Annotated in this window: 31 protein-coding genes and 2 pseudogenes; 20 read left to right on the top strand and 13 right to left on the bottom strand. The window is 35.7% G+C overall.

All coding sequences use genetic code 11. From position 1 onward, the window contains the following. The first annotated feature begins 233 nt into the window (after nucleotides 1-233). The 3 genes from ACUN26_RS21400 to ACUN26_RS21390 all read left to right on the top strand — a co-directional run bounded on the left by ACUN26_RS21400 (nucleotide 234) and on the right by ACUN26_RS21390 (nucleotide 4,566). Entirely contained in the window at nucleotides 234-1,022 is a 789-nt protein-coding gene (locus ACUN26_RS21400; RefSeq protein WP_001021168.1) for an ABC transporter ATP-binding protein, read from the top strand. Next, a complete protein-coding gene (locus ACUN26_RS21395) occupies nucleotides 1,006-3,579 on the top strand; it encodes an FtsX-like permease family protein (protein ID WP_001267757.1) in 2,574 nt (857 codons plus the stop codon). Before ACUN26_RS21400 ends, ACUN26_RS21395 begins: the two co-directional genes overlap by 17 nt. A 507-nt stretch (nucleotides 3,580-4,086) precedes the next feature. Further along, the gene (locus ACUN26_RS21390; RefSeq protein ID WP_000351182.1) at nucleotides 4,087-4,566 is read left to right on the top strand and encodes a GNAT family N-acetyltransferase; all 480 of its coding nucleotides are present in this window, start codon (nucleotides 4,087-4,089) and stop codon (nucleotides 4,564-4,566) included. A 26-nt stretch (nucleotides 4,567-4,592) separates the two neighbouring features. On the opposite strand, the gene ACUN26_RS21385 is transcribed toward ACUN26_RS21390, so the two are convergent. Further along, nucleotides 4,593-5,084: a phosphatidylglycerophosphatase A family protein gene (locus ACUN26_RS21385; protein ID WP_000665097.1), complete on the bottom strand. Its 492-nt coding sequence runs from the start codon at nucleotides 5,082-5,084 to the stop codon at nucleotides 4,593-4,595. A 120-nt stretch (nucleotides 5,085-5,204) separates the two neighbouring features. Between ACUN26_RS21385 and yutH the strand changes: the two genes are divergently transcribed. Next, complete coding sequence (gene yutH, locus ACUN26_RS21380) at nucleotides 5,205-6,206, top strand: spore coat putative kinase YutH (RefSeq protein WP_000614220.1); 1,002 nt, start codon at nucleotides 5,205-5,207, stop codon at nucleotides 6,204-6,206. Nucleotides 6,207-6,265: 59 nt separating this feature from the next. Here yutH and ACUN26_RS21375 read toward each other — a convergent pair whose 3' ends face one another. Both ACUN26_RS21375 and ACUN26_RS21370 read right to left on the bottom strand, forming a co-directional pair. After that, the gene (locus ACUN26_RS21375; protein WP_001125484.1) at nucleotides 6,266-6,481 is read right to left on the bottom strand and encodes a hypothetical protein; all 216 of its coding nucleotides are present in this window, start codon (nucleotides 6,479-6,481) and stop codon (nucleotides 6,266-6,268) included. 340 nt (nucleotides 6,482-6,821) lie between these two features. After that, nucleotides 6,822-7,058 (bottom strand): NifU family protein, encoded by a 237-nt coding sequence (locus ACUN26_RS21370; protein ID WP_000431159.1) that lies wholly within the window; start codon nucleotides 7,056-7,058, stop codon nucleotides 6,822-6,824. Between the two features lie 206 nt (nucleotides 7,059-7,264). Here ACUN26_RS21370 and ACUN26_RS21365 point away from each other — a divergent pair, with 206 nt between their 5' ends. From ACUN26_RS21365 to ACUN26_RS21355, 3 genes are all read left to right on the top strand, one after another. After that, the gene (locus tag ACUN26_RS21365; RefSeq protein ID WP_000248598.1) at nucleotides 7,265-7,573 is read left to right on the top strand and encodes a YuzD family protein; all 309 of its coding nucleotides are present in this window, start codon (nucleotides 7,265-7,267) and stop codon (nucleotides 7,571-7,573) included. Continuing rightward, the gene (locus ACUN26_RS21360; RefSeq protein ID WP_000495121.1) at nucleotides 7,542-8,420 is read left to right on the top strand and encodes a nucleotidyltransferase domain-containing protein; all 879 of its coding nucleotides are present in this window, start codon (nucleotides 7,542-7,544) and stop codon (nucleotides 8,418-8,420) included. The genes ACUN26_RS21365 and ACUN26_RS21360 overlap by 32 nt, the downstream gene beginning before the upstream one ends. Nucleotides 8,421-8,544: 124 nt before the next feature. Then, a complete protein-coding gene (locus tag ACUN26_RS21355) occupies nucleotides 8,545-9,207 on the top strand; it encodes a hypothetical protein (protein ID WP_000049710.1) in 663 nt (220 codons plus the stop codon). 57 nt (nucleotides 9,208-9,264) lie between these two features. Here the strand turns inward: ACUN26_RS21355 and ACUN26_RS21350 are convergent. Next, a pseudogene (locus tag ACUN26_RS21350) lies at nucleotides 9,265-9,600 on the bottom strand (DUF4304 domain-containing protein); the annotation flags it as partial. Between the two features lie 151 nt (nucleotides 9,601-9,751). Between ACUN26_RS21350 and ACUN26_RS21345 the strand changes: the two are divergent. The 4 genes and pseudogenes from ACUN26_RS21345 (at nucleotide 9,752) to phnA (ending at nucleotide 12,176) form a co-directional block, all read left to right on the top strand. After that, the gene (locus ACUN26_RS21345) at nucleotides 9,752-10,126 is read left to right on the top strand and encodes a hypothetical protein (RefSeq protein ID WP_000607087.1); all 375 of its coding nucleotides are present in this window, start codon (nucleotides 9,752-9,754) and stop codon (nucleotides 10,124-10,126) included. A gap of 41 nt (nucleotides 10,127-10,167) precedes the next feature. Continuing rightward, a pseudogene (locus tag ACUN26_RS21340) lies at nucleotides 10,168-10,383 on the top strand (hypothetical protein); the annotation flags it as partial. A 422-nt stretch (nucleotides 10,384-10,805) separates the two neighbouring features. After that, nucleotides 10,806-11,600, top strand: coding sequence for a DUF2628 domain-containing protein (locus ACUN26_RS21335; RefSeq protein ID WP_033657288.1), 795 nt, complete (start codon nucleotides 10,806-10,808; stop codon nucleotides 11,598-11,600). A gap of 234 nt (nucleotides 11,601-11,834) precedes the next feature. Continuing rightward, entirely contained in the window at nucleotides 11,835-12,176 is a 342-nt protein-coding gene (phnA, locus tag ACUN26_RS21330) for an alkylphosphonate utilization operon protein PhnA (RefSeq protein WP_000212733.1), read from the top strand. A gap of 201 nt (nucleotides 12,177-12,377) precedes the next feature. Here the strand turns inward: phnA and ACUN26_RS21325 are convergent, their stop codons facing one another. The 4 genes from ACUN26_RS21325 to ACUN26_RS21310 all read right to left on the bottom strand — a co-directional run bounded on the left by ACUN26_RS21325 (nucleotide 12,378) and on the right by ACUN26_RS21310 (nucleotide 15,378). Further along, entirely contained in the window at nucleotides 12,378-13,127 is a 750-nt protein-coding gene (locus ACUN26_RS21325) for an ABC transporter permease (protein ID WP_225988026.1), read from the bottom strand. 31 nt (nucleotides 13,128-13,158) lie between these two features. Next, entirely contained in the window at nucleotides 13,159-13,818 is a 660-nt protein-coding gene (locus ACUN26_RS21320) for an ABC transporter ATP-binding protein (protein WP_000470318.1), read from the bottom strand. A gap of 64 nt (nucleotides 13,819-13,882) precedes the next feature. Next, nucleotides 13,883-14,056, bottom strand: coding sequence for an aspartyl-phosphate phosphatase Spo0E family protein (locus ACUN26_RS21315; protein WP_001054617.1), 174 nt, complete (start codon nucleotides 14,054-14,056; stop codon nucleotides 13,883-13,885). Between the two features lie 251 nt (nucleotides 14,057-14,307). After that, nucleotides 14,308-15,378, bottom strand: a complete 1,071-nt coding sequence (locus ACUN26_RS21310) for an NAD(P)/FAD-dependent oxidoreductase (protein WP_000682063.1) — start codon at nucleotides 15,376-15,378, stop codon at nucleotides 14,308-14,310. 371 nt (nucleotides 15,379-15,749) lie between these two features. Between ACUN26_RS21310 and ACUN26_RS21305 the strand changes: the two genes are divergently transcribed. From ACUN26_RS21305 to ACUN26_RS21295, 3 genes are all read left to right on the top strand, one after another. Further along, nucleotides 15,750-15,989 carry a YuzB family protein gene (locus ACUN26_RS21305; protein WP_000595027.1) on the top strand — a complete coding sequence of 80 codons (240 nt, stop codon included), beginning with the start codon at nucleotides 15,750-15,752 and terminating at the stop codon, nucleotides 15,987-15,989. 239 nt (nucleotides 15,990-16,228) lie between these two features. Next, nucleotides 16,229-17,095 (top strand): diaminopimelate epimerase, encoded by an 867-nt coding sequence (gene dapF / locus ACUN26_RS21300; RefSeq protein WP_000077373.1) that lies wholly within the window; start codon nucleotides 16,229-16,231, stop codon nucleotides 17,093-17,095. 41 nt (nucleotides 17,096-17,136) lie between these two features. Continuing rightward, nucleotides 17,137-17,490, top strand: a complete 354-nt coding sequence (locus tag ACUN26_RS21295) for a HesB/IscA family protein (RefSeq protein ID WP_000573824.1) — start codon at nucleotides 17,137-17,139, stop codon at nucleotides 17,488-17,490. 151 nt (nucleotides 17,491-17,641) lie between these two features. Here the strand turns inward: ACUN26_RS21295 and ACUN26_RS21290 are convergent, their stop codons facing one another. Then, a complete protein-coding gene (locus ACUN26_RS21290; RefSeq protein WP_001068187.1) occupies nucleotides 17,642-18,205 on the bottom strand; it encodes a GNAT family N-acetyltransferase in 564 nt (187 codons plus the stop codon). 229 nt (nucleotides 18,206-18,434) lie between these two features. Between ACUN26_RS21290 and ACUN26_RS21285 the strand changes: the two genes are divergently transcribed. Further along, nucleotides 18,435-18,533 carry a methyltransferase gene (locus ACUN26_RS21285; protein ID WP_225893378.1) on the top strand — a complete coding sequence of 33 codons (99 nt, stop codon included), beginning with the start codon at nucleotides 18,435-18,437 and terminating at the stop codon, nucleotides 18,531-18,533. A 106-nt stretch (nucleotides 18,534-18,639) separates the two neighbouring features. Continuing rightward, nucleotides 18,640-18,993: a YxeA family protein gene (locus ACUN26_RS21280; RefSeq protein WP_000833123.1), complete on the top strand. Its 354-nt coding sequence runs from the start codon at nucleotides 18,640-18,642 to the stop codon at nucleotides 18,991-18,993. Between the two features lie 28 nt (nucleotides 18,994-19,021). Here the strand turns inward: ACUN26_RS21280 and ACUN26_RS21275 are convergent, their stop codons facing one another. Then, nucleotides 19,022-19,483, bottom strand: a complete 462-nt coding sequence (locus ACUN26_RS21275) for a DUF523 domain-containing protein (protein WP_000635478.1) — start codon at nucleotides 19,481-19,483, stop codon at nucleotides 19,022-19,024. 80 nt (nucleotides 19,484-19,563) lie between these two features. Between ACUN26_RS21275 and ACUN26_RS21270 the strand changes: the two genes are divergently transcribed. Continuing rightward, the gene (locus ACUN26_RS21270; protein WP_000535233.1) at nucleotides 19,564-20,445 is read left to right on the top strand and encodes a helix-turn-helix domain-containing protein; all 882 of its coding nucleotides are present in this window, start codon (nucleotides 19,564-19,566) and stop codon (nucleotides 20,443-20,445) included. A 17-nt stretch (nucleotides 20,446-20,462) separates the two neighbouring features. Here the strand turns inward: ACUN26_RS21270 and ACUN26_RS21265 are convergent, their stop codons facing one another. From ACUN26_RS21265 to ACUN26_RS21255, 3 genes are all read right to left on the bottom strand, one after another. Then, entirely contained in the window at nucleotides 20,463-21,710 is a 1,248-nt protein-coding gene (locus ACUN26_RS21265; protein ID WP_000391933.1) for an MFS transporter, read from the bottom strand. Nucleotides 21,711-22,029: 319 nt separating this feature from the next. Then, complete coding sequence (locus ACUN26_RS21260; RefSeq protein WP_000606662.1) at nucleotides 22,030-22,509, bottom strand: GyrI-like domain-containing protein; 480 nt, start codon at nucleotides 22,507-22,509, stop codon at nucleotides 22,030-22,032. Nucleotides 22,510-22,659: 150 nt separating this feature from the next. Beyond that, nucleotides 22,660-23,649, bottom strand: a complete 990-nt coding sequence (locus ACUN26_RS21255; RefSeq protein WP_000829781.1) for an NAD(P)/FAD-dependent oxidoreductase — start codon at nucleotides 23,647-23,649, stop codon at nucleotides 22,660-22,662. Between the two features lie 462 nt (nucleotides 23,650-24,111). Here ACUN26_RS21255 and ACUN26_RS21250 point away from each other — a divergent pair, with 462 nt between their 5' ends. From ACUN26_RS21250 to ACUN26_RS21240, 3 genes are all read left to right on the top strand, one after another. Continuing rightward, nucleotides 24,112-25,320, top strand: coding sequence for an NAD(P)/FAD-dependent oxidoreductase (locus ACUN26_RS21250; protein WP_000856608.1), 1,209 nt, complete (start codon nucleotides 24,112-24,114; stop codon nucleotides 25,318-25,320). Nucleotides 25,321-25,443: 123 nt separating this feature from the next. After that, complete coding sequence (locus ACUN26_RS21245; RefSeq protein WP_000415305.1) at nucleotides 25,444-25,950, top strand: NUDIX hydrolase; 507 nt, start codon at nucleotides 25,444-25,446, stop codon at nucleotides 25,948-25,950. After that, nucleotides 25,947-26,264 carry a YuiB family protein gene (locus ACUN26_RS21240; protein ID WP_000027018.1) on the top strand — a complete coding sequence of 106 codons (318 nt, stop codon included), beginning with the start codon at nucleotides 25,947-25,949 and terminating at the stop codon, nucleotides 26,262-26,264. The genes ACUN26_RS21245 and ACUN26_RS21240 overlap by 4 nt, the downstream gene beginning before the upstream one ends. Nucleotides 26,265-26,283 lie beyond the last annotated feature (19 nt).

The following is a 26,283-nucleotide window of genomic DNA, read 5'->3' as shown; positions in this document are numbered from 1 at the left end:
TATTATGGTTACTTTCGTTGCGAGAGTCAACTTTTCTGACGTGAGAAATAGAGTGAAATTTTAATCGGTGGGGGCTATCCATCCCGCACTGATTATTTGCTTACACTAATCGGGCACTTAATGCCGGTTAATATAAATGTTAGTATGTGACAAAAAAATACAAAATAGTAGGGATTTTGCATTTTTGAATAGAATATATAGATTGGTAAATAGAGAGAGAAGGGGATATCGGGATGAATATTATTGAAATTGAAGGGTTAGAAAAATCGTTTGATATTGGAGATAGTAAAGTAAAGATCTTAAAAGATATTAATCTTCAAATTCAAAAAGGAGATTTTGTTTGTATTATGGGGGCAAGTGGATCGGGGAAAACGACCTTACTTCAGCTGTTAGGTGGATTAGATATTCCATCAGTAGGTAGTATTCGAGTTGATGGTACGGAGATTTCAACATTAAAAGAAAAAGAGCTCGCTTTATTTAGAAGGCATAAAATCGGTTTTATTTTTCAACAGTTTAATTTAATTCCAGTGTTTAATGCGGAGGAAAATGTAGGGTTGCCTTTATTATTAGATAATGTTTCACAAAAGAAGGCAACGGTGACAGCAAATCGTTTATTAGAGCTCGTTGGATTGAAAGGAAAAGAAAAGCATTTACCAGCACAGTTATCAGGTGGGCAACAGCAAAGGGTTGCGATAGCAAGAGCCTTTGCAAATGAGCCAGCTATTATATTAGCTGATGAGCCAACAGGGGCGTTAGATTCAGAAAACAGCAAAAATATTATTGCGGCACTTCGCAATGCATGTGATGAATTAGGGCAAACAGCTGTCATTGTAACGCACGATCCGTTCGTAGCGGCCCATGCTGATAAAGTCGTTTTCTTATTAGATGGTGAGGTGATTCATGAGCATGCTGAAAGTAAAGGATGGAAATTTCGAAATATCCCGCAACAAGTTATCCACATTCAAGAGATTATGAATCGTCACTTTAAAGTAGGAGGTAAAGGTGATGCGATGGGTAATTAAGTATGCGGTAAAATCGATGAAACAAAATTGGTTGCGAAATATGTTGATTGCCCTCGGTGCAGCTTTAGGTGTTATGTTAGCGACGATGTTATTGCTAGGCAATCAATCAGTAGAGCAAAGTGTGAAGGAACAAGTAGTAAGTCGGTATGGAGATTATAATTTACAATTTGGCTATATAAAAAATGATATGTATTTAAATAATGAAAGTTTAAAAGGAATAGATGGCTTAGAAAATGCTGAAAAAATATCAAAAGTACTTATACCATATCCTTTCCCACACTATAAAGAGTTATCGGGGAAACCGTCCTATTGGGGTGTTGAGCAAGATTCTCCAGAAATACATTCTTATAAAATATTTGAAGGTCGATATCCGAAAGAAGGGGCTGAAGTAGCACTAACAAAAGGGTATACAGACCGTGAAAATATACGGGTGGGAGATACAATTAAACTGCCATTCCCACAGCATGGAGAAAAGACTGTGAAAGTCGTCGGTATTTTAAATCCACCGTTAATGGCGGCAATGGGGCATGGGGCTTATTTTCCCATCCATTGGCTTCAAAAAGAATTAAATCTACTAAATCAGTTCAATCTCGTTCAAGTGAAAACAGCCGATGTAAATGTGAAGAGAGCGATTGCTCTTGATGTAAATAAGAAGATAGAAAATATAAAGGTGGACCAACGTACTTATGTAGATAAGGCATTTGAACGACTAAATGTAATGAAGCCATTAATTTTTAGTTTAGGTGGTATTGCCTTATTTGTTGTAGCTCTTTTAATAATGGGAAGTTTCTTCTTATCTGTCAGAAGTCGATTTAAGCAATGGGCATTATTACGTGCACTCGGTAGTAATCCAAATCAAATTATATTAGTCGTCTTATTAGAGGCTTTATGTATTGGGGCAATCGGATCGCTAGCAGGAGTTATTCTTGGAGCAGGTACGCAAACAATCGCTGCATCATTTATTAATAAATGGGTGAATATTGAGGGGGCAGGGAAAGAATCATTCTCGATTTCAGGCGAGATTTTACTCATTACGTTTTTACTAGGAATTGTTATGTCTATTATAGGGGCTATTATACCAGCCTTCATGGTTAGAAAGATTCCACCAGTTCAAGCGCTTAGGCCAGGTCTTCCTAGTAATGAGAAAAAAGAAAAAAGGTGGAGTGCTTTTAGTGGTAGCATTTTAATTATTGGTACTGTTATTGGACTAACGGGTAACGTATTAGAGCGGTATATCGGTTTTAATCCAAGTGCGATAGGTGCGCTGTTATTTGCGGTCGGTTTGTTATTTGCGATTCCGTTATTTATTCGGATGATAGCACCAGTGATTGCAAAACCACTTCAAATGATATTACGAATTGAAACGACGATTAGTAGCCGAAATGTCATTCGTTATCGAAATAAGGCGGCTGTGTCCGTTGCTATATTAGCATTTGGTTTTATGTTAGCACTTGTTGGAACGATGTATGTAAATTCTATGTATGAAGGTATGAAAAAAGGATTACAAAAACATTTACCAGCGGACTTAGTAGTAAGAATTCCGGTAGAGTCGCAAGGAATAGAAACATTACCGTTTAGTTGGATGGAGAAGGTTAGAAAAATTGACGGTGTAGAGGCGAGTGTTGGGAATGCTACAGACTTTACAGCAAAGCTTGTGAATTATGACTTTATAAAAGCGAATCAAGAGTGGTATGAACATGCGAGGAAAAATGATTTTGAACCTGATTTGATGGAAGTTGTGGGAAATGATATTGTCGCGTATCAAAAAGTAACGAGAGCGAAGGTGATTGAAGGAAAAGATTTAAATAAGCCATTACAAGATGGTGAGGGAGTCATTACGAAGGAAACGGCTAAAAAATTAGGGCTTCAGTTGCATGATACGTTTGAAGTACAAGGAAAGGGAAAAGAAAAACAAACGATTAAAGTCGTTTCGATTATTGAGCAAGGATTAAGGTTAAGAGGATCAGATGTTTTCGTAAATGAACAATGGGCTCGCGATAAGTTTCACGTACAAGGATATGAAGCAATTCAAATTATGACTAATTCTAATCAATCATTTGAAGCGATTAAGAAGCAAGTAAAAGAAATTACAAAGAATAAAGAGAATGTAGAAGTTATAAACAGTTATGATTTATTGAAAGAACAAGAGCAGTTATTATCGCAAATGATGATGTTAATTCGCTTGTTAGTTGTAATTGTTTTCATTATTTCTGGTATAGGGTTAATGAATGCGATTGTCTCAAGTTTACATGAAAGACGTGCTGAAATTAGTATGATTCGTGCGGTAGGAGCTATTCCGAAGCAAATGAGACGGATCGTTTTATTAGAGGGAACTTTACTTGGAGCGATAGCTGGTTGTATCGGCATTTTTGGTGGGATTTTGTTTAGCTATATCGTGTTATCAAGCTTAGAGTTAACGGTTATTATTATTCCGTATAATCAAGTTTGCATATTAGCTTTTGCTAGTGTGGTGCTTGGAGCAGGGGCAGCGATGATTGCTTCATTACAATTAAGAAAGTTCAAATTAAGTGATACTTTAAAGGAATTATCGGCATAAAAGATTGCTATACCCCGCTCATACAAAGAACAAAGAAGACAAATAAAATGATGACAATACCAATACCGAAGTTAAATACGAGAGTACTATCCATATATGTAACCTCCTTGTTTTAAAGTGAAAAGCACTCTAGTCAGAGTGCTTTTTATTTTGAATCTCCCGTAACGTACTTCAAAACTTTTAGAAAGGGATTCATGCGTGTAAAGAGTTACATTATTTTATGCGTTTATTTTGGGGAATGAGTAAGTCCTTATGAAATATAGAAAAAAGACACTCTTTCGAGTGTCTTTTATGATGACAAAATGTGTCAATTGCTTGAGTTCGATAAGACGCTAATTTCCGTTTTAACGCCTTTTCTTTAATCAAGAAGTGTAGCAACAGCGATTCAAATAAATTGTACCATTTGTGTAATGTTTGTGTGCATGCAATTCTGCATATTTCAATTAGAGGGAAATAAGGTGCGGAGAATGAATGAGTATATAGAACAATTGATAAGGAGAGAGAAGGATGGATATACATAAGTTAACGGTAGAAGAAGCAAATGAGATAAATACGTGGACGTACGAGGAACCATATAATTTATATAGTTTTTCAGGCGAGAAAGAAGTGATAGAAGAGCTATTAGATGGAACGTATTATGGCTGTTGTGACGATCAAGGAGAGTTCATCGGCTATTTTTGTTTTGGGGAAAATGCACAAGTACCAGGGGGAAGAGATGCTAATTTATATGGTGGAGAAAATCTGATTGATATCGGACTTGGTATGAAGCCGGCGTTAACAGGGAAAGGAATGGGGAAAGAATTTTTCAAAGCTGGAATAGCGTTTGCCACGAAAGAGTTTAATGCAAAAATGTTTCGATTAAGTGTAGCAACATTTAATACAAGAGCAATTACGCTATATAAAAATATAGGTTTTCAGCAAGGACCTATCTTTTTGAGCCGCGGAAGAGAATTTATGCTCATGGAATATGAAAGACCGTCAGCATAAAACTGACGGTCTAGAAAGCATTATTATTATTCCGAGTGATCAGCTCGGTGCGCTAAACGGCTTGAAGCAGCGGCAGCGATTCCGCCAACGATATCATCAAGGAATGTATGCACTTTGCCAGTTGATTTATCATTTAAGTATTCTAAAATACCAGGTTTTAATTTATCGATATATCCAAAGTTCGTGAAACCGATAGAGCCGTACACGTTAACGATAGAAAGTGCGATAACTTCATCAATTCCGTATAAGCCTTCATCACGTTTTACGATATCTTGTAACGGCGCACTTAACATTCCTTTTTCAGCAAGGACATCGAGTTCGATACCAGTAATTAGTGCGTTTTGTACTTCACGTTTTGATAATACACGCTCAACGTTATAACGGCATTCTGACATCTCTAAATTTGGATGATATTTTTTTTGAAGAAAATGAACAAGTTCAGCAATATCGTCAATTGTTACACCGCGTTCTTGTAATAGTTGTAATGCTCTTTCTTGTAGTTGATTTGATTCTTTCATGTTTATCACCTTTTTTTCTTTTTAGTATTTGTATACGTTTCGTTGCTTTATCATGTGCATAGGAATGAAAGGCGAGCACAAGCTCATATATATAAAGAAAAACCATAGGTGGCGACTGCGATGATTCAGCATATTTATGAGCATTATCACATGCATGTTAAAGAATTAATCCCCCTTGGCCCCTATAAAAGCTTTTGGATTCGCAACAAAATTTATGTACTTGTTCCAATTGGAGAAATGGAGGAAGAAGTACTTGTAGAGATGAAAAAGCTCAGTGACTATATGAACCAGCAAGGGGATATGACTGTAGCGACTTTCGTTCCGACTATACACGGCTACTATGTAAGTGAGATAGAAGAACAAAATTACTGCTTATTAAAAGGTATGCGCACGTTAGAACGACATGCTATGTCATTAGGAAGTGAGCTTTCTATATTCCATAAACGAGGTGCATTCTTTCCAGAAGAAATTGAGCAATTAAGCCGCATTGGTGAATGGAAAGCGTTATGGGAAAAAAGGCTCGATCAATTAGAGAAATTTTGGCAATCACAAGTGATGAACCATCCTACAGACGTATTCGATCAATTGTTTATCGAATCCTTCCCGTATTATTTAGGAGTTGCGGAAAATGCAATTCAGTATGTTGTCGATACAGAGATGGATGATACGCCACAAATGACCGATGCGGCAACAATTTGCCAGGAGCGATTTACACCTTTATTATGGCATCAAACGAAGCGTCTAAAACTTCCTTTTGAGTGGGTGTATGATCATCCCACTCGAGATATAGCAGAATTGATTCGCTATATGATGATTGAAAAGAAGAAAGACTGGGAGCAAACAATCGTTCAATTTGTTACAGATTATGAACGCAATTATTCGCTATCCTCATTTGGTTGGCGCTTATTATTTGCAAGGCTCCTGTTCCCGCTCCACTATTTTGAAACGGTCGAACGATATTATCAAACTGGGAACGAAGAACAAAAAAGTATATATAGAGATCGCTTAGAAGCTATTTTACATGATGTGAACCGCTCTGAGCAATTTATGAGGAATTTTTATGGATCACTTCGTTTGCCAATTGATAAGTTAGGGATTAGAAAATTAGATTGGCTATCTTAAAAGTATAAAAAAGAGACCGATTGAGGTCTCTTTTTTATACCGCAATTGTATGTAATACATTATGCTCCTACCTGTTGATCTGCACATATATTTAAAATGAATTGATTTCTTTCGATTTTTTCATTTACTTTACTCAATAATTCTTGCTGGATTTCTTTAAATAAAAATTGATAGCTTGTATTCCATGTTGGTATAACGGACGAAAGGCCTAATAAATATTCTTTTTTCTCTTCTAGTTCTTGAATTGTTAAAAAAGTGTTCCCCATTTTTGGCATGTGTCGTCCCCCTATGTTTTTTACTTCATCCCGCTATTTGTGGGAATCGGGATGCCCGTAAACACCCACTGATTATAGTTTCACTTTATATGTGTGAACGATTCACTATATAGTATTAATTATCGCATTTTTTGAGAAGGATTTCCAATTTTGTTTTATGATGTTAAAGTAGAAGTGTTATTTGAATAAAAAAAGAGACCCATTGGGGTCTCTTTCTAGGAAGCGATTCTGAACGAGCCGCTTCTGCTTTTAATTAATATCTAGCTCCAGCGGCTAAAATGTTCGGTGGCTTCGCTTCTTCCGCCGAGGTACATTTTGAACGAGCCGTTTCCGCTTTTAATTAAAATACTTGCTCTACTTCAATAACGCCTGGTACTTCTTCAAGTAACGCGCGCTCGATACCAGCTTTTAGTGTGATTGTAGAACTTGGGCAGCTTCCGCATGCACCCATAAGGCGTAATTTTACGATACCTTCTTCAATGTCTACTAATTCAACGTCTCCGCCATCGCGAAGTAAGAACGGACGTAATTTATCTAGTACTTCTAGTACTTGTTCTTGCATATGTGGGTTTTCCATTTTTATCGACTCCTTTCATCAGTTTTATTATAATCAAGATAGAGGGGAAAATCTATTTTTTCTGTTCTTGTTTTATTGTCGAAATATTTTATCATGTGTACAACGTGTTTTTTCAGTATAGGGGTATGGAATAAGTTTGTAAAATGATGTGCTTATGTACTAAGACATCTGAATATACTGTTAGAACAAGAAGTGGGGGAGAAGAAATGGTTAATGTGCAAGTGTATGGGACGAAAGTAATTTGTGCGAGCTGCGTCGGAATGCCATCTTCAACAGAAACGTTTGAGTGGTTACAAGCGGCGATTGGTCGTAAATATGAAGGACAAGAAAATAAATTTAATTTCGAGTATATTGATTTTCAACAAGAACAAGAAGATGAAGATAAAAAAGCATTCGCAGAGCGCGTAGTAGAAGAAGATTTATTTTATCCAGTCGTTCTTGTGAATGGAGAGATTGTTGGAGAAGGAAATCCTCGTTTGAAGGATGTTTACGAGGAAATCGAGAAATATTTATAAAGCAGGAAGCCTTTGCGAATTTGCGAAGGCTTTTTTTAATGGAGGGATAGATGTGGAGAATGGAATAAAACAAGCTTTACCAGCAGAAGTAAAGCAGTTAATGGAGCAGTACATAGTAGGGTTAAAAGAAATTTTTTTAGATGGAAAAATAGTCGGAGTATATGTTTACGGCTCTATTGCGCTAGGTGCATTTCATATAGAAACGAGCGATGTTGATTTTGTTGCAGTACTAAATGATTCCGTGAATGAAGCTGAAAAACAACAAATTGTAGAACTGCATAAGAAAATGAGTGAAAGTACGCTAGGTAAAAGAATGGACGGTATGTATATTCCGCTTGCTGACTTAGGGAAATACAATCATGAAATAAATGAGTACGTGTATTGTGCAGATGGTAAGGCGAATATAGGTCATTGGGATATTAATGCGGTCACATGGTGGACATTAAAAAATCAAGGCATTACAGTTATCGGGAAAGAAGTAGAAGACCTTCCATTTCAAATAAAGTGGGATGATGTAGTAAATACAATGCAATACAACGTAGAACAGTACTGGAGTGAAAAAGCGAAGCAGCCATATTTATTTTTCATAGAAGAGTGGGTAGAATCAGCTGTCGTTACGATGGGGCGTATTTTATATACGTTAGATCATAAAACAATTGTTTCAAAAGATAGAGGATTGCAATACTTGTTAGAACGCTCAGCGAAAGAATGGGAGCCTTTATTAAAAGAAGTAGAGCGAATGAGGTATGATCCAAAGGAGAAGAAGAAACTTTCTATTTGGAGAAGGGCTGATATGATGAAGAGATATTTGCTTAGTTTAATTGAGGAGTGTAGGGGGAAATGGTAGAGAAAATAGTAAAAGCATCCTTTGTATGAAGGATGCCTTTACTATTGTTATATAATGAAAAAGTACTTTACACGGAATGAGAATTCGAAAGATAATATAAAAAATATGTAGACGAGGAAAGCAGATGAGTAAATATAAATTACATATAAATAAAGAACAACTATGGAAAGGTTGTATCTTAAAGTCAATTGCAGATGCAATTTTTGTAGCACATGCTCCTGATTTCTCGCATGAAAGTTCATGGGATGGGTTTAACTATAATATGCAAGATAGTCAAGGCGGAAGAGGGACAATTACGTTTCATCCGGATTATACGATCGTATGTCTGCAAGATGTGAATAGCGAGAGAATTGAAGAGTGGATTGATGCGGCAAATTATTTTGAAGGGGCACCTTTGGAAGTAATAGACATTGCGAAAGAGGAAGCACTTCAATACGTATTAGAAGAAGTAGAAGGCGAAACAGTTCCTTTTATTACAACTGCATTTTGGATTGAGGATAGCGGTGCGTATTCAATTGATCCATTTGAAGAGATGGAAGAGCACGGTGGATTTTTATTAGAAATTCCATTACTTGATACGGAATTAGCAATTGAAAGACTGGAAGAAGAGTATGAACTGACAGCGGAACAAATAGAACTTTTACAATTCGTGTATGAGAGAAAAATCCAAAATCCAAACGAGAAAATTAAGTTGTCTAAAGAGGAAGTAGCAATGATTGGGACGGATGATAGTGAAAGGTTAGAAGTGAGTAAAGCGTCATTTGAAGAAATGAATATTACTTGGTAGTTGTAGGAGGAAATATAAAAAGTTTGATAAAGGACTAGTAGAAAGCACAATGTACATTTACATTGTGCTTTCTACTAGTTTTTTCATATACATATCAACTTCATGAAAGAGTACTTTTTCTTTTTCCTCGTTATTAAGATGCACAGAGCAATGTAAATATTGCTGTAAGTAGAGATTAGCTTGTTTGTACTGTTTTAATTTGTAGAAAGAAGAACAGGTAAGAAGCAGAAACGCTTTTTCTTATAATATTGGAACGACGGCTAGTAACGGAGTAATGGAATGTATATTTATTTTTGTTAAATTTTCATAAGAAGCCCACGTTTGAAACCAGTCGAAAATGGTAGAAAGGTAATCCGGAATGTCGATAGTTTCATGTGAAACATTATGCAATATGGAACGTAGTGAAGTTTTGTGAAAAAACATCTTCTGTCCAAACTATGCACTTCATATTTAATCACCTGAAATAGTAGTTTTATGAACTTTATTTTATATATTATAGTATGACTAAAGCTAGATTATTTTAAGAGAGAATGGAGAAGATATCATGATTAACCATAATAAAATTAAACAACTTTTAGAATATGTAGATCGTGCTGAGGATAATGAAATTGAGCTAGAGTATGAATCTGAACCTATGACGATAGAATTGTTTAATAGTGAAGAAATAGAAGAAGGACAACTTGGTTATAGCTTTGATGAAGAAGGGCAAAGCTTAACCGGGAATGAAGAAGGAGATTGGAAAGAGGGATGGATTGTAATTGGAATAGATTCGTATCTCGGTGATCCAATCTTTGTAGATAGTAATGATGAAAAATGCCCGGTTTATACAGCTTTGCACGGTGAGGGTGATTGGGAGATAGAATGTATAGCGGAACGTATAGAAGATGTTATTGAGAAAGTGAAGGGTAGTGTGGAATAAATAAAAATAGTATTTCAATATAATCAAGAAGTGGAGGAATCATGAAAAATTTTCAAATGGAACTACATAAACTGCCGATAGAAAATACTGGAGAAATAATACTTAGTATAGATGAGCGTATTTTGTTTCAAGAAAAAACAGACATAATAGACCCGATTTGTCAGTTTTTTGACGCTTGGGTCGAGTTTTTTAAATATGATGATGCTACAATTTTCTTAGATGAATATGAAAAAAAGGTGGAATTTAAGAATAATGAAACTGCCTAAAAATATAGTTGAAGTAGATTTTATTGTATCAATTGAGGAAATTAATGATAGATTATTTATTAGTTGTGTAAGTGGAAGTATGTTTTAAATAGTAGAAAGTTAATTTGTGAAGTCTTTTAAGTCGAGATTTTAGGTTAGACCATACCATAATAGTAATTTATATAATAGGAGTAGGATGTGTCCAAATGATTTTGGGGCATCTTTTTTTGTGAACATACAAAACATTTAACTTAGTGTATTAAACGTATAATTCATAAGTATTTTAATATATTTTAAAGTAAAATGAAATAATAAACGGATAATTGTCGGAATATATTCGATTCCGCTCGTTTTTATGAAATATATGTACTTTTTGTTAGATTCCTTCTTTTTGTACATATACAATACCTGTATATAGAAATAAGAAAAGGATGATGTACGTGAAAGACACTGTTTTACAAGAAACAATTTCTCCACAAGAGTTACATAAGATTGTTCAAAAGAATACGGCGTATTATGACTTTAAATGGGGAAAAGTAGAAAATCCAGCACAAGGGAATACGTGGAATTGGGTAGCATTTTTCTTCCCAACTTTTTGGTTAGCTTATCGTAAAATGTATAAGTTGTTTATTATACTTACGTTATTGGCGGTACCTAGTATCGTTGTAACTCCTTTTATAGATATTTCAGATGGGATTTATTTAACAGTTAGTTTAGTTCTTCAATTAGGAGTGATGATATTTACTGGATGGCAAGGAAACCGTTTATATTATAAGCATGCTATTCGAGTTTTACATAAGGAAGAAGATATGCCGGATCACAAGAAGGCGTATTACTTACAATCAAAGGGCGGCGCTAGTGCTGCTGGTATGATTGGTTTACAAGTTATAGTTGGGATAGTGTTTGGTGGAGCTATGTTCGGACTTTCTCTTTTACCAACTGAGCCGAATATTAAAAATGTTGTTCGTTCAAGTGATGAAGGATTTACTTTAGAGGTTATGACTGATAATCCAACTTGGAAGTTCGTGAAGAAAGAAAAAGAGTATGACGTAGTAGAGTTTACTGGTTATGACTATACAGAGAAGAAAAACGTAAAAATTAAATTCGCTGTTTATTTCAGTGAAGGTTACTTTGAATGGCAAGAAGTATATGAGAATAATAAGAAGTTAAGTGAAGAAGAGTTAGAAGAGTATCAATTTTATATTGAAGAGAATGGTTGGGGGTTCTAGTGAGAACTCATTCATTTTGAAAAGAAGAATCTTGTGAAGGTTCTTCTTTTTTATTGTAAACACCATACGAATTGAAATTTTGTAAAATACAATAAAAAATGAGAATTTGAGGTAGGCTTGTCAATAACGTAAGACTATGGCACTATAAAGAAATGCTATACAAATTTTATTTATCGACATGTAAACATCAAATTTGATTTTTACGTATAAATAATGAACGGAGGAAATGAATTTATGGCTACTTTACCAAATTGTCCAAAATGTAATTCAGAATATACGTATGAGGATGGCGTTCTTTTCGTATGTCCAGAATGTGCTCATGAGTGGGGCAAAGAAGCAGAAGCTGAAAATAATGATGGTGCAAAAGTTGTAAAAGATGCAAACGGAAACGTTCTTCAAGATGGTGATGCTGTTACTGTAATTAAAGATTTAAAAGTAAAGGGTACTTCTTCAGTTGTGAAGATTGGTACGAAAGTAAAGAGTATTCGTCTAGTTGATGGAGATCATGATATTGATTGTAAAATCGACGGTTTCGGAGCTATGAAGTTAAAATCACAGTTCGTTAAGAAGGCGTAAGACAAATAAAAAGAGGAGGCTATTCGCCTCCTCTTTTTATTATGTCACTTTTTGTCGGTAAATCGATATTTCGTACAAAATCGTTGATATATTGTGAGTTATGATAGATATATTTGAAAAATCGTTGATATATTGTAAGTTATGATAGATATATTGAAAAAATCGTTAATATAATTTCATTCGCCGTGAACTACGCACGATTCACCTCGCATCATAGTCAATTTCTTTCAACTGACAGCGCTTATTAAAGAATGTTTTATATCCAAGCTGTAAGAAGATAATGACAGCGAAAGCAGTACTCCCTGAAATACCGAGTATGATAGCAATTTGATATTGAATTGCTGTAAACGGTGATACACCGGATAATATTTGACCGGTCATCATACCGGGTAAGCTTATAATTCCCATACCGACCATGGAATTGATTGTTGGTAAAATAGCAGAATCAAAAGCGTCTCTTATGAGGGGAGCAGTTGCTTCTTTCGGTGTTGCGCCGAGCATAAGGGCACCTTCAATATGATCTCTTTGAGATTTCATATTGTTTAAAAAGGTGTTTGCCCCGAGGCAAATACCGGTCATAGCATTACCGATTAACATGCCGGCAATAGGAACGATATATTGCGGTGCATACCACGGATTATGCCCGATAATAACAAAGATAAATAGTAGTAATGGTCCGATTGATCCCGCAACCATGGAAAGAGCGGCTACACGTTTTAATTCTTTGGACATCGGAATATTAACTCGTTTATAAATATTAAAAATAGCAAATGTAGTAATAGAAGTAATGAGAGCAATTGTATAAAATGGATTACTGTTTTCAAATATGTATGTAAGGACATATGCAACAAGTACGAGCTGAATGGTCATACGGAATGTTGCGATCGCAATTTGTTTCTCGCGAGGTATCCCTTTTAATCTTACAAGTCCGATTAAAATAAGAATGAAAATATAGGCAGCAGCAAGTTGCTAAATTTGGAGTTCAATAACGCCCTTCAACTGAGAGCACTCCCTTTCTAGTTGCACCGTTTGTTTTACTAATTTCAATAATATCGTCTGCAATTTCTTCTGGAAGTTGTTGCGAGTGCGTGATGAAGATAACGGTTTTTTTCTTTTCTCTTGCGAGTATAGTGAATTGCTTCATAACGCGGCGTTCTGTATCACTATCTAATGCCGAAGTTGGTTCATCTAATAAATAGACAGGCGGATCCATAAGTATGATGCGAGCAAAAGCAAGCCGTTGTTTTTCCCCGCCTGATAATGAAGCGGCGTTGTCTTCTAAATTCTTATTTAAGCTAACAGTCGTTAATGCATTCTGCAAAGTATCATCACTTGGAGATGGTTTTTCAGAAAGACGAAGTCCCATTAATAGATTGTCTTTAACTGTTCCGTCAAAAATAGGTGGAGTTTGTCCGAGCATAACTACGTCACGGCGTAATTGAATAGGGGGATAATCAGAAATTGGTTTTCCGTTATATTCGATTGTACCGGATGTTGGAGATTGTAAATCATTTAACATGCGAAGTAATGTACTCTTTCCGCTCCCACTTTCACCGATAATACAAGTGATTGTCTCTTTTTGAATCTGTAAATAAGGAATGTGTAGTATATCTTTATATGTAACGTTTTTTAATATAAACATAAATTGCTCCTTTCTGATTCTAGTTATATCGTATCAAAAAAGAGAGAGAAATAGAAAAATAAGGTTATAAAGAGCAACGTTTTTTCTTCGTCTTGAGTTTTATTAATAAGTTAAGTAAACAATCTAATTCTTGACTGAAAGAAATTACTTTATCATGAGTGAATCCGTACATTTCAACGAGATAGATCAATTCTTTCTTCTTCGCTTCTATTCGATCGTGTAGTTTCGTCAAGTTCATAAGTGAAATGTAATGCCTCCTATAAAAGTATTTATCACATAAAAAATAAGACCGAATGAATTCGGTCTTAAAGGAAATAATAAAAACAACTTACAAATAGCATACACTTTTCATCAATAGTTTTTAATATAAAAATAGAAAATTTTGTGAATAAATATTGAGAAAAATATTTCTGATAATTTCTGTTTATGAAAAAAATTTTTTCAACTGATGAAAAGAGGCTGCCTACATAGTAGACAGCTCGTAAAGTATTAACCGTTATGATATTTATACATCCAAAGAAGACCGGATTTTAATAATCTCGGTACACGTCCCATTAATGGTTGGTTTGCTAGTAAACCAAATCCGTGTTTTTTGCCGAGGGAACCGAGAACACCTTTTAATTTAATAACAGGTAGTTCATCAGGAAGTGGTTCATTATTCCAACGTTTTAATAATATTTGGACAATTTGTTCTCCTTGACCTTCAGCAAGTTGAGCAGATGGTGCGTGTGGAAGTGCTGCACAATCTCCTACAACGTAAACGTGCTCGTCATTTGGAATATTGTGATATTTTGTTAAAACAACCCGTCCGCTACCATCTTGTTCAACCGGAAGGTTTCGAACAACTTCATTTGCTTGAATACCAGCTGTCCAGACGATTGCATCACATGCAAGAGGTTCATCGTGGTTGTACACAATATTTGGTTCGACTTTGGTAATGTTAGAGTTTCGTATAATGGTAACGTTATGTTTTATAAACCATTCTTCTACATATCTACTTAATTTCTCTGGATATGGGAATAAAATTCTATCTTTTCTATCAAATAAATAGATTTTTAAATCAGAACGGCTCTCACGAAGTTCACTTGCTACTTCAACGCCACTTAAGCCAGCACCAACGACAGCAACTGTAGCATTCGGTTCTAGGCCATTTAATTGTTCATATGTCTTACGTGTTTGTTCAATTGATTGTAGACTGTGTGTATATTCCTTTGCCCCAGGAACGTTATGATATTTATCTTCACAGCCAAGTCCGATAATTAAATCATCATATTGGATTGCTTCACCGCCATCAAGATGAACAGCTTTTTCTTCGAGATCAATATTTGTTATTGTGCCGTATTGAATATTGAGGCGTGGGTGCTCAGGAAACGGTATGCGAATATGCGTTTCTGAAATTGTACCCGCTACTAATGCATAATATTCAGTTTTGAAACAATGGTATGGTACTTTGTCGATTAATGTCACCTGTACATCATCTGGAAGTTGGTTGCTTGGAAGTAGCCGTTGCAGAATTCTCATTCCACCGTAGCCACCACCTAGTATTACGAGGTGTTTCATGATGGATTACCCCTTTTCTGTTGAAATGTCCCCTAATCCTAAAATTTTATATTAATAAAATATTTCGACTTTACTCAATCAAATTATATCGAATTTGTGAACAAATAACAATGCATGAATGAATACTCTGTTGTACAATAAGAAGAAAAGTAAAGTAAACTGTTTTCCTTTTCTAGTTACTATTTCATTATGAAGGCCGAAAAGCAGTGTTGTGAATATATTTATATAGAAAAGAATATTTGCTTTGAAGTGAAACAGTGAAGGAATTGAATAGTTTAGTAAGTGTAATGAAAACAACAAGAAACAGCTTAGTTTTCTTCTTATAGATGAAGTCAGAAGGTAATTTGTTTTGTAGTACAGGGGGGATAATTTTGATTAAACCGTTAATTGAATTTTGTGTAGGTAACCTCGCGAGTGGTTCACAAGCAGCTTTAGAGAAATTAGAAAAAGATCCGAATTTAGATGTAATGGAGTATGGATGCTTAGGATATTGTGGTATTTGTTTTGAAGGCCCATTTGCCCTTGTGAATGGTGAAGTAGTACAAGGATCGACAGTAGAAGAGCTTGTTAATAATGTATATGAGTATCTGGATGAAAATCCAATGTTTTAAGGTGTTGCGAATGGGCAGCACCTTTTTCCATTAGGTAAAATATTATTTCGCAGGGTAGGATAATACGGAATATAAATAAAAAAAGGCCCTTTTAGAAGGGCTTTTTTCCTACACAATTTGTGCAAGAATGGCTCATCGCCAAATGTTGTCAAATATGAGAAACGGGGGACATTCATATTGTGTTCTAAAAGCATGCATTCTATACTTAAAATAAAAAATTATTTTTGGAGTGAATACAAATGAGCCAATTTTCTTTTACAAAAATGCATGGTCTTGGCAATAGTTATATATATGTAAATATGTTTGAGGAACAAATTCTTGAAGAAGATTTAGCTCTTGTGGCGGAAAAAGTTTCAAATATTAATACTGGTATTGGGGCAGATGGAATGATTTTAATTTGTCCTTCTGACGTAGCTCCGGTGAAAATGCGCATGTTTAATAACGATGGTTCAGAAGGGAAGAACTGCGGCAACGGTTTACGCTGCGTAGCGAAATATGCGTATGAGCATAAACTAGTAGAAGAAACAGTTTTCGCAATTGAAACGTTAGCTGGAATTGTAACGGCTGAAGTAACGGTAGAAGATGGTGTAGTTACATTAGTAAAAATCGATATGGGAGCACCACGTTTAACACGTGCAGAAATCCCGATGCTTGGTGAAGGTGAAACACCGTTTATTCGTGAAAACTTCTTATACAATAATCATCGTTATGCATTTACAGCTGTTTCAATGGGGAATCCGCATGCGGTTATTTTTGTTGATGATGTAGAAAAAGCGCCACTTACAACACTTGGACCAGTCCTTGAGACACATGAAATGTTCCCAGAGCGAGCAAATGTTGAATTTATCGAAATTTTGAATGATGACGAGATGAACTTCCGTGTTTGGGAACGTGGATCTGGTGTAACACAAGCTTGCGGGACAGGAGCATGTGCTGCAGTTGTAGCTGCTATTTTAAATGGAAAGCTGGAACGTGGTAAAGAGATTACAGTTCATTTAGCTGGCGGCGATTTAATGATTGCATGGACAGAAGAAGGAAATGTGTTAATGAAAGGACCTGCGGAAGTAATTTGCCGCGGAGTGTATGAGTACAAGATAGAAGCGTAAAGATGTATAATAGAATGAGAACAGAAAGGATGGTGTATTTCATGATTGAAGTAACAGAACAAGCAGCTTTTCAAATTAAAGATATGTTAAAAGATGCTGAAGATGGAGAGAAGTACGTGCGCCTTGCTGTACATGGCGGCGGATGTAGTGGTCTTTCTTACGGCTTAGGATTTGAAGTAGAACCAAAAGAAGACGACACAGTTCTTGAATTTTTCGGTGTTGAATTTGTTATCGATAAAGAAAGTGCTCCAATTGTTAAAGGAGTAAAAGTTGATTATAAACAATCGATGCTTGGCGGCGGATTCACAATTGATAATCCAAACGCAATCGCATCATGCGGATGTGGATCATCTTTCCGTACAGCGACGAATGCTGGTAAGCCAGAAGAGTGCTAAGTTTTTGGCAGAAATAGAGAAAGACCTTTTTAGCGATGGAATACAATCGTTAAGGAGGTCTTTTCTTTTGTCGTGAAAAATCAAAAAGCCACCTTCTAAATTTAGAAATCAGCCTCAAGATATGTTGTGCAACGAGTTTTAAAGTCTTAATCTAATTTATCTTTGCATAGATGCAGGTATCAGTTAGTTGTTTGCCGTCAGCTGAAACATCTTCATTACGTAATATCCCTTCAAGCTCAAAGCCTAGTTTTTCAGGAATCGCACGACTTTTTGTGTTATTACGTTCACATCGTATTTCAATCCTTCTAAATTTGAATAACTGAAATCCAAGGTTTATTAACGCACTTACTGTTTCTGTCATATATCCATTGCCACTAAATTGGGTGTTAATCCAGTATCCAATTTCACATTTAGAAACCTTCCAATCAATCGCGTGAAGGCTAGCAGTTCCGATAAAATTATTCGTCTCCTTATGATAGATAAGATAGCGAAAGCTTTCTCTTTTCAAAAAATTTATATGTGCATTTCTAAGGAGAATTTCCGTTTCTTCAACAGTAGGAATGGACTGGAATAAAGACAACCATTGCTTTAATTCATGAATTGAATCTTTAATAGCTTTATGTACTACATTCCCTTCACCTGCTTGCAGTGGTGCTCGAAGAATGAGTTTGTCTGTTTCTATTTGTAACGGAACATCTAATAAAATAGGATTCATATTATTTCTCCCCTCGAAAACTTTAAATTAGGAAATAATGAAATTTATGTAATAAAAAAACTTTCAGCCAAAAGTTAGAAAATAATAAATATATATTCAATTCATCGTTTACAAATCCCTTTTCACATATTGAAAACGAAATCGCTAGTTGGTTGAGTAAGGAATTATTATTTTTTATCTATTTTCTTACGATTTTTGTCTTTTGCATAATAGAAGTTGGCTGATGTGTATGAAGAAGTTTGATGAAGTAGTAGCAACTGATTCGAAGGTAGAATCTGTCCTCGTTCCAATTGGTGTTGGAATGACTATTTCTAAAGTGAAGAAATAATTATTATCTTACAAAAGTGTAATGTTCATGTCATGTTTTTGAATTTCTTCTTTAAAGCCTGAGCTTTAAGATAAGAATATAAGAAAAAACATTTGAGGTGAAGGAAATGAAAAGATACATTGCACTTTTTAGTATTTTAGTTGTATTTGCAAGTCTGTTAGTTGGTTGTGATATTAATCGTTTAGGAAAAGATGAGTATTATGTTCAAGTTACAGCTGATGGAATTGAAAAAAATGAGAAGTTTGATAACGGAGAGCCACATAAATATTTCGAGTATAAATTAAAAGGATTCGATAAAGGTGGAGAAGAAAAAGAATTGGAATTCACAGCTCCAAAAAATCTTCGCAAAGAAGCATTCTTACGCGTATACAATTCAGATAAAAAAGGTGTAACAGCTTGGGAAGAAGTGAAAAAAGACGAGCTTCCAGCGAAAGTTAAAGAAAAATTAGGTGCAAAATAAGAAAGAAAAAAGGAATTGACGAACAGGGTCAATTCCTTTTTATATTCTCAAAATCCTCTTCTGAAATGACTGTAAATCCATGTCTTTTGAATAAAGCAGTTGTTACCCCGTAACCGGTTTGTTTATTCCCGTTAAATTCTCCAGTGTAAATTGTAGAACTACCACAAGATGGACTACGTTCTTTTAAAATAATATATTCTGGGTGTAAGTCTTTAAGTTGTTCTAATGCTTTATAAGCACCATTTACGAAAGCTTCTGTGACATCTTCTCCATCTTTTGTCATCACTTTCGCTTTTCCGTCCAAAACGTCATCGCCATTCCCACCAATAATTTCAGCGGAAGGACGAGGCGTCGGTAGTCCTCCTAATACTTCAGGACAAATGAGGACTGTATCTTCTTTGTGCAAAAGTTCCTCTATTTTTGAAACGAGATTGTCATTCCCATCATAACGACAAGCGATACCACCTAAACAAGCGCTAATTACAATCATATTTTCATCTCCAATAAAGAAATATTAACTATCACGCCAATTTCTCTTCCTGCTTCTTACTTATAAATGAGGTGATAAGAATGGGAAGCTTATATAATTTAATGAAACCATATAGTGAATTTCAAAGTAAAGAGGAGTTTAATATATATCAAAAACAAGTTTTGAAATATTATCGATTTCAATTAAATAAAACGGATGCTACCATTATTCATTTTTTAGGAAAGTATGCGGTGAATGAGAAACAGAAAACAGTAGGAGTTGCTTGTCCGTTAATGGAGACGATTGCGACGAATGTTGGAAAGAGTATTCGTACAGTACGCCGCTCCATTGCAAAGTTAGAGGAACTAGGAATTATAAAGCGTGTTGCGACAAAAGAAAGACATAAGCGCGGCGGGTATAGTGCGAACTTATATATTTTTCTTATATCTGCAATTGACCGCATGGATGACCGTATGAAAATGTCCGCATGTGAAAGTGAGGATTATGCAGCTGGCTGTAGTAAAAATGAGCAAAAATATGAGGGGGAAACAATTCTTTTTAAAAACATTCCACAAATAAAAGAGAAAAGAAAAATAACGTATGAGCTTGATGAAACGTATTGCCGTCACGATATACCGAAGTCTTTTATATACGCACTGGTGCCGATGACAAGTAATCCGAAGAAGATTAATATATTTTGGAGTAAGGTGGAACTTGCGTATAAAAAGAGTGGCTTACTAGAGCAAGGTGTTTTATTAGAGCAAATATTAGCTGATGAAGAAGTGAACGGAAATTTCATTTGGCGCGTGAAAAGTGTTGTGAGGGCACATAAATATGGGGAAATTCGTAAAGATATTGGGGCACTTTTTTACAGTACAGTGCGAGATTTATTTTTTGAGGTTGGATTAGAGTGGGGAGCAGTATTAAGGAGGAGAAAGGGACTACATCTATTTGATCCGTTTAAAAAAGAGCCATGCTTATAATACATGACTCTTGCTTGTTAATCGAATTTCCTTACAACTGGAACACGAATCGCTACAAATAGTACGAAGACGATAACGGCGATTGCACCGCTTTTCATAACGGTTACGATTGGAATTCCTATTGCAAGTGCAATGGATGTGAATGCATAAGAGAGTGGGATAAAGCCCATTGATGATAGCATAAGTAAACTCATTACACGCCCCATCATCTCTTCTTTTACAGTTGCTTGAATCATTGCCATAAGTGGAACGATCGCCATTGCGATTGTAATACCGTAAAACATGCCAGCTAATAATGCCTGCCAAAGTACCGTACTAAAGTTAATGGATAAGAAGAATATACCAGACAGTAGCATCATGATAATGCAAAATAGGCCGCGTCTACGATTAATATTCTTTAAACCAACAATGACAGCGCCTATCGCCATTCCACCACCAACAGCAGCTTCTAAGTAACTGAACTGAAGTGAATCACCGTGCAGGACATTTTTAACGAAGAGCGGGAAACCGACTTGCATCGGACCGATTAAAAATAAGTTTAGAAAGGCGCTACAAATAAGGAAAGTTGAAAGGAATGGTGATTCCTTTACATATAAGATTCCTTCTTTAATAGAAGTAAACATGCCTTTGTCGGTATCTTTTTGCTCTGACATCGTAAATTGTATTTTTTGGACGAGTATGGCCGCAACGATCAGTAGTAAAATCGTAATCGAAAAGATTGTTTCATAGTTCGTAAATTTGATGAGAATTCCACCAAGTACAGGGCCCAAGATGACCGACGCTTGATTCGTCATTTGTGTAAGTGAATTTGCCTGCGTTAAGCGGCTTTTTTCTACAAGTTCGGGCAGAATAGATCCATCTGCGGACCAGAAAAAAGCATCAGCAAGTCCAAAGAATAAAGCGAATAAAGCAAATGTATATAGTGTTACATCACCGACGATGAACCATGTGAGAATGGTTGCGACAAGAATCGCTCGAATAATATTGGAGTAAAACATAATATTTTTTTTCGGGAATTTATCAGCTACAGCGCCGCCGATAATCATAAAAATAAGCCTTGGAACACTAAGAGCTACGAAAACAACACCGAGTGAAGCCTCAAGGTTTAATGTTTTTGCTATGTACCACGTTTGTGAAAAAGTAAAAAAGGCTAAAGCAAAGCTTGAAAAAAGAGTAGCTGCCCAAAGAAAAAGGAAATTCGTATTTTTTAATAACGGTTTTCCGCTTCCTTCTAAAGCAGTTTTATTTTGTTGTAGTTCCTCCATATTGCTTCCTTTCTATGTGACAAATTTAAACTAAAAAACCTATTAACAATCGTTTTATCCTGCGTTAACGGGCAGTAAAAATCCCACCTCAAAATTCGGTTCGAGCAAAGAAGTTAGGTGGGAGACCAACTGCCCGTAAACGTCCGATTGGTGAAGGCTAATACTCAGTGGGGGATGAACAAAACCCCCACTGAGTATAGTTTCACTTTATACAGTTTCTAATATTTCTATACTGCACTTTCTCATTGTAGACAATAATAATGAATTTGCCCAGTAGCTATTTAACGACAAAAAAAGAAGATACCAAAGAGTATCTTCTTTAAGCTAATGCGATATAAATATCTACTTGCACATTATTTGGGTCTACCGCTTTTTCATCATACAGTTCGAAATCTGTTGTAAAAGCACGTTTGTTTTCTTTCGACCATTGCCAAATGTATTCCCAAGCTTCGCACACGACTTCAGAAACTGGGCCTTTTCTCGATGTAAATACCGCATATGTAGCGGCAGGTATTGTTAAAGTTGTCATATTTTCAGGAACGTCTTTTAATGAAGAAACGGGCATAGCGATTGTAAATTTATATGTACCAGTTTCATCTGATTCGTAGTTTGAATAGAAAGCGAACGTTTCCTTTGTTTGTTGATTTGGGATGTGATGCATCATTTGTTCTTGGAAGTATTTGTTCCAAAGCCCTGGGATTTTTCCTTCAGTAGACGCCTCTTTTTCATTTGTCGTTGTAAGAGAAACACCGATTGCTTGGAAAGCTTCTTTTTTTACGATAATGGGTTCGTTAATCATGAAAATTCCTCCTTTTAAATAAGAACGTTTGTTCTGTTCTATTGTAACATGTTTTTGGGGAAAAGTAGAGCTTTTTAGAAAGTGTTACTTTTTTGAGGAGATATAAAAGAAACCCTTTCATATGTGAAAAGGGTTCTTCGTAGTTCTATATTAAAACATACTGGAGCTATGCATTGGTTGAAGTTTTGCGTTTGGATCGAAGTAAGCTTTTGCATTGTTTACTGCTGTCGGTGCTTCACCAAATCCACAAGCGATAAGTTTTACTTTTCCTTCATATGTACAAATGTCACCAGCAGCGTAAATGCCAGGAATATTTGTTTCCATTTTTGAATTCACAAGAATGCTATTTTTTTGTATATCTAAGCCCCAGTTTTTAATTGGGCCAAGAGAAGAAACGAAGCCGTAGTTTACAATTACGTCATCAACATCGATGATAAGTTTTTCTTCTGTTTTTACGTGTTGAAGAACGACTTGTTCAATTTTATCATCACCAATAAGTTCAACTGGAACGTACGGTGTGCTTACTTCTGCACGAGAATTCATTAAGCTTTCGACGCTATGCTCATGTGCACGGAATTTATCACGGCGATGAACGATTGTAACTTTGTCAGCAATCGGTTCTAACATCATCGTCCAGTCTACGGCTGAGTCGCCGCCGCCAAATACAACAACACGCTTGCCAGCAAATTTATTCATATCATCAACGAAATAATGTAAGTTTTTCTTTTCGTATTTTGCGGTCCCCTCTAATTCTAAGCGGCGTGGCTGGAAAGCACCATTACCAGCAGTAATAATGACTGATTTAGAATAGTGAGTTTGTTTATTCGTAACAAGTTTAAATATACCGTCAGCTTGTTTCTCAAGCGTATCAACAGCTTCTTCTAAGCAAACTGTTGGATCAAATTTCTTCATTTGCTCTTTTAAGTTATCAACTAACTCTTGTGCACGCACTTTTGGGAATCCAGCTACATCATAAATGTATTTTTCAGGGTAGAGTGCGGATAATTGTCCTCCAAGTTGAGGTAAGCTTTCAATGATTTTTACACTTGCTTGTCTCATACCGCCATAAAATGCTGTGAAAAGTCCAGTTGGACCACCACCAATAATTGTTATGTCGTAAACTTTTTGATTTTCTGCCACTTTCATTCCCCCTATAGATGGAATTTTGATATTGATTTCATATATTGTTCATATGTACATGAAAATCCTGCAAATGATGATACTTTCAAATAAATGATAGCATATTTCAGTTCATAATACTTCTGAAAACGACTGAATTATAAGTAAGTTTCCGCATAGATGTTTTTTACATTGTATAAAATATACAGAAAGGAAAATACATGAAAAAAAGGCTGAAAAACCCTTGTAAACGCTATGTTATTTTAAAATATTGATAATTCGCTAGGTGCTTGAATTATGGAATAAAACCGACTAATATAGGGAAGTATTATGTTAAATTTCTATGACAAAATTCGTACGATTTTTTGACTGCGTTTTGTTACGATATAGAATGTGATAAATTCCACATTCTTGACAAATAGAGTTTTTAGTACTTGGTATTATTTTTCATTACTATTATATAAAGAAAAGGGTTGTGATTTGGTGAAGACTCCAAAAATCGTAGTTTTAGGTGCAGGTTATGGCGGGATGATTACGACTGTTCGTCTGCAAAAAGCATTATCTGTAAATGAAGCTGAAATTACGTTAGTAAACAACAACAGCTATCACTACCAAGCGACTTGGTTACATGAGAGTGCAGCTGGTACATTACAAGATGAAAAAATCTGTCTAGATATTCAAGACGTTATCGATACAAATAAAGTGAACTTTGTACAAGATACAGTAGTAGAAATTAAAGCTGCTGAAAAACGCATTATCTTAAAAGACGGCGAGTTAGAGTATGACTACTTAGTAATTGGTCTTGGTTTCGAATCAGAAACATTCGGAATTACAGGATTAAAAGAGCATGCATTCTCAATCGCTAACATTAATGCAACTCGTGAAATTCGTGAGCATATGGAAGCTAGTTTCGCTAAATATGCAACTGAACAACGCGATGAGTTAGTAACAATCGTTGTTGGTGGTGCTGGATTTACTGGTATCGAGTACGTAGGTGAGCTTGCAAACCGTGTTCCTGAACTTTGCAAAGAGTACAATGTACCACGTGAAAAAGCACGTATCATCTGTGTAGAAGCTGCTCCAACAGCACTTCCAGGTTTCGATCCAGCGTTAGTAGAATACGCTGTAAAACAACTTGAGAAAAAAGGTGTAGAATTCCGCATCGGTACAGCAATTAAAGAAGCAACTGAAGAAGGTATTATCGTTGCGAATGGCGATGACACTGAATTAATTAAGTCTGAAACAGTAGTTTGGGCTGCAGGTGTTCGTGGTAACGGTATTGTGGAAGAGTCTGGCTTTGAAGCAATGCGCGGACGTGTAAAAGTCGATGAGTACATGCACGCTCCAGGATACGAAGATGTATTCATGGTTGGTGATGCAGCGTTAATCATTAACGAAGAAATTAACCGTCCATACCCACCAACAGCACAAATTGCAATACAACAAGGTTACAACATTGCACATAACTTAACTGTGTTAGTTCGTGGTAAGGGCGAAATGAAAAAATTCGCATTCGACAATAAAGGATCTGTATGTTCTTTAGGTCATGACGATGCAATGGGCGTTGTTATGGGTAAAAAGTTAACAGGTTGGAAAGCTTCCTTCATGAAGAAAGTAATTGATAACCGTTACCTATTCTTATTAGGTGGACCTTTATTAGTTCTTAAAAAAGGTAAATTAAAGTTCTTTTAATATATAATAGAAAAAGCAGAAACGGCTAAGAGCTGTTTCTGCTTTTTTCATATTAAAAATATAGTATAATATATAAAAAAGAAAGAATATTCTGTCCGTTCCGGTGGAGGAGGTTATTACATCATGGAGAAACGAGGGAAAGTTTGGTTAGCTGTTAGTGGTTTAGTAGCTACAAAAGATGGCAGGTGGCTATTTGTTAAGAAAAAATACAGTGGATTAAAGGGGAAATGGTCTTTGCCAGCTGGTTTTGTAAATGAAGGTGAGACGGTTGATGAAGCTGTGAAACGTGAAGTATTAGAAGAGACAGGTATTGTCGCTCATGTGAAGGGGATTATAGGTATTCGGTCGGGCGTTATTCGTAATGAAATTAGTGATAATATGATTATTTTCCTTTTGGAGCCTGAAGGGGAAAATATTATTGTACAGGAGAAGGAATTGTCTGAAGTAGCATTTTTACATCCAGAGACGATTGCTGACGATCCCAATACGTCTGTACTTATTAAATATTTGCTAGAAAGAAGATCAGAACTACATCTTGAAATGGACAAAACATTAAATCCAGGAGAGCAATTTGGTTATACAGCCTATCACGTATTTACGGCGCATGCGAAGGAGAGGGAGAAAGAGTGAGTATACCGGTACTACTTATTTCAATGATGTTATTCTTTATTTTGTTTTTTGGAATTGGATTTTTACTCAACATGATTTTGCGAGCTACATGGGTAATGGTTATTGTGTATCCGATTGTTTGTATGCTTATTATTAATAAAGCGAGTGTGTGGGATTATTTTTCAAAGCCGAAAGAAACATTTTCTTCATTTGGGACAAGTGTATCGCATTTAGGACAAGCCGATATGTTTATTTTATCTACTGGATTAGTAGGTGCTGCTTTGGCAGGAATCGTAATTAAGAAACTTCGAAAGAGTGGATATCAAATGTTTTAATCTCCAATCAATTTGGAGA

The sequence above is a fragment of the Bacillus sp. WC2503 genome (assembly GCF_052682895.1).
Note: the sequence above shows the minus strand (reverse complement) of the source record. Positions and strands in the feature narration are given on the sequence as shown.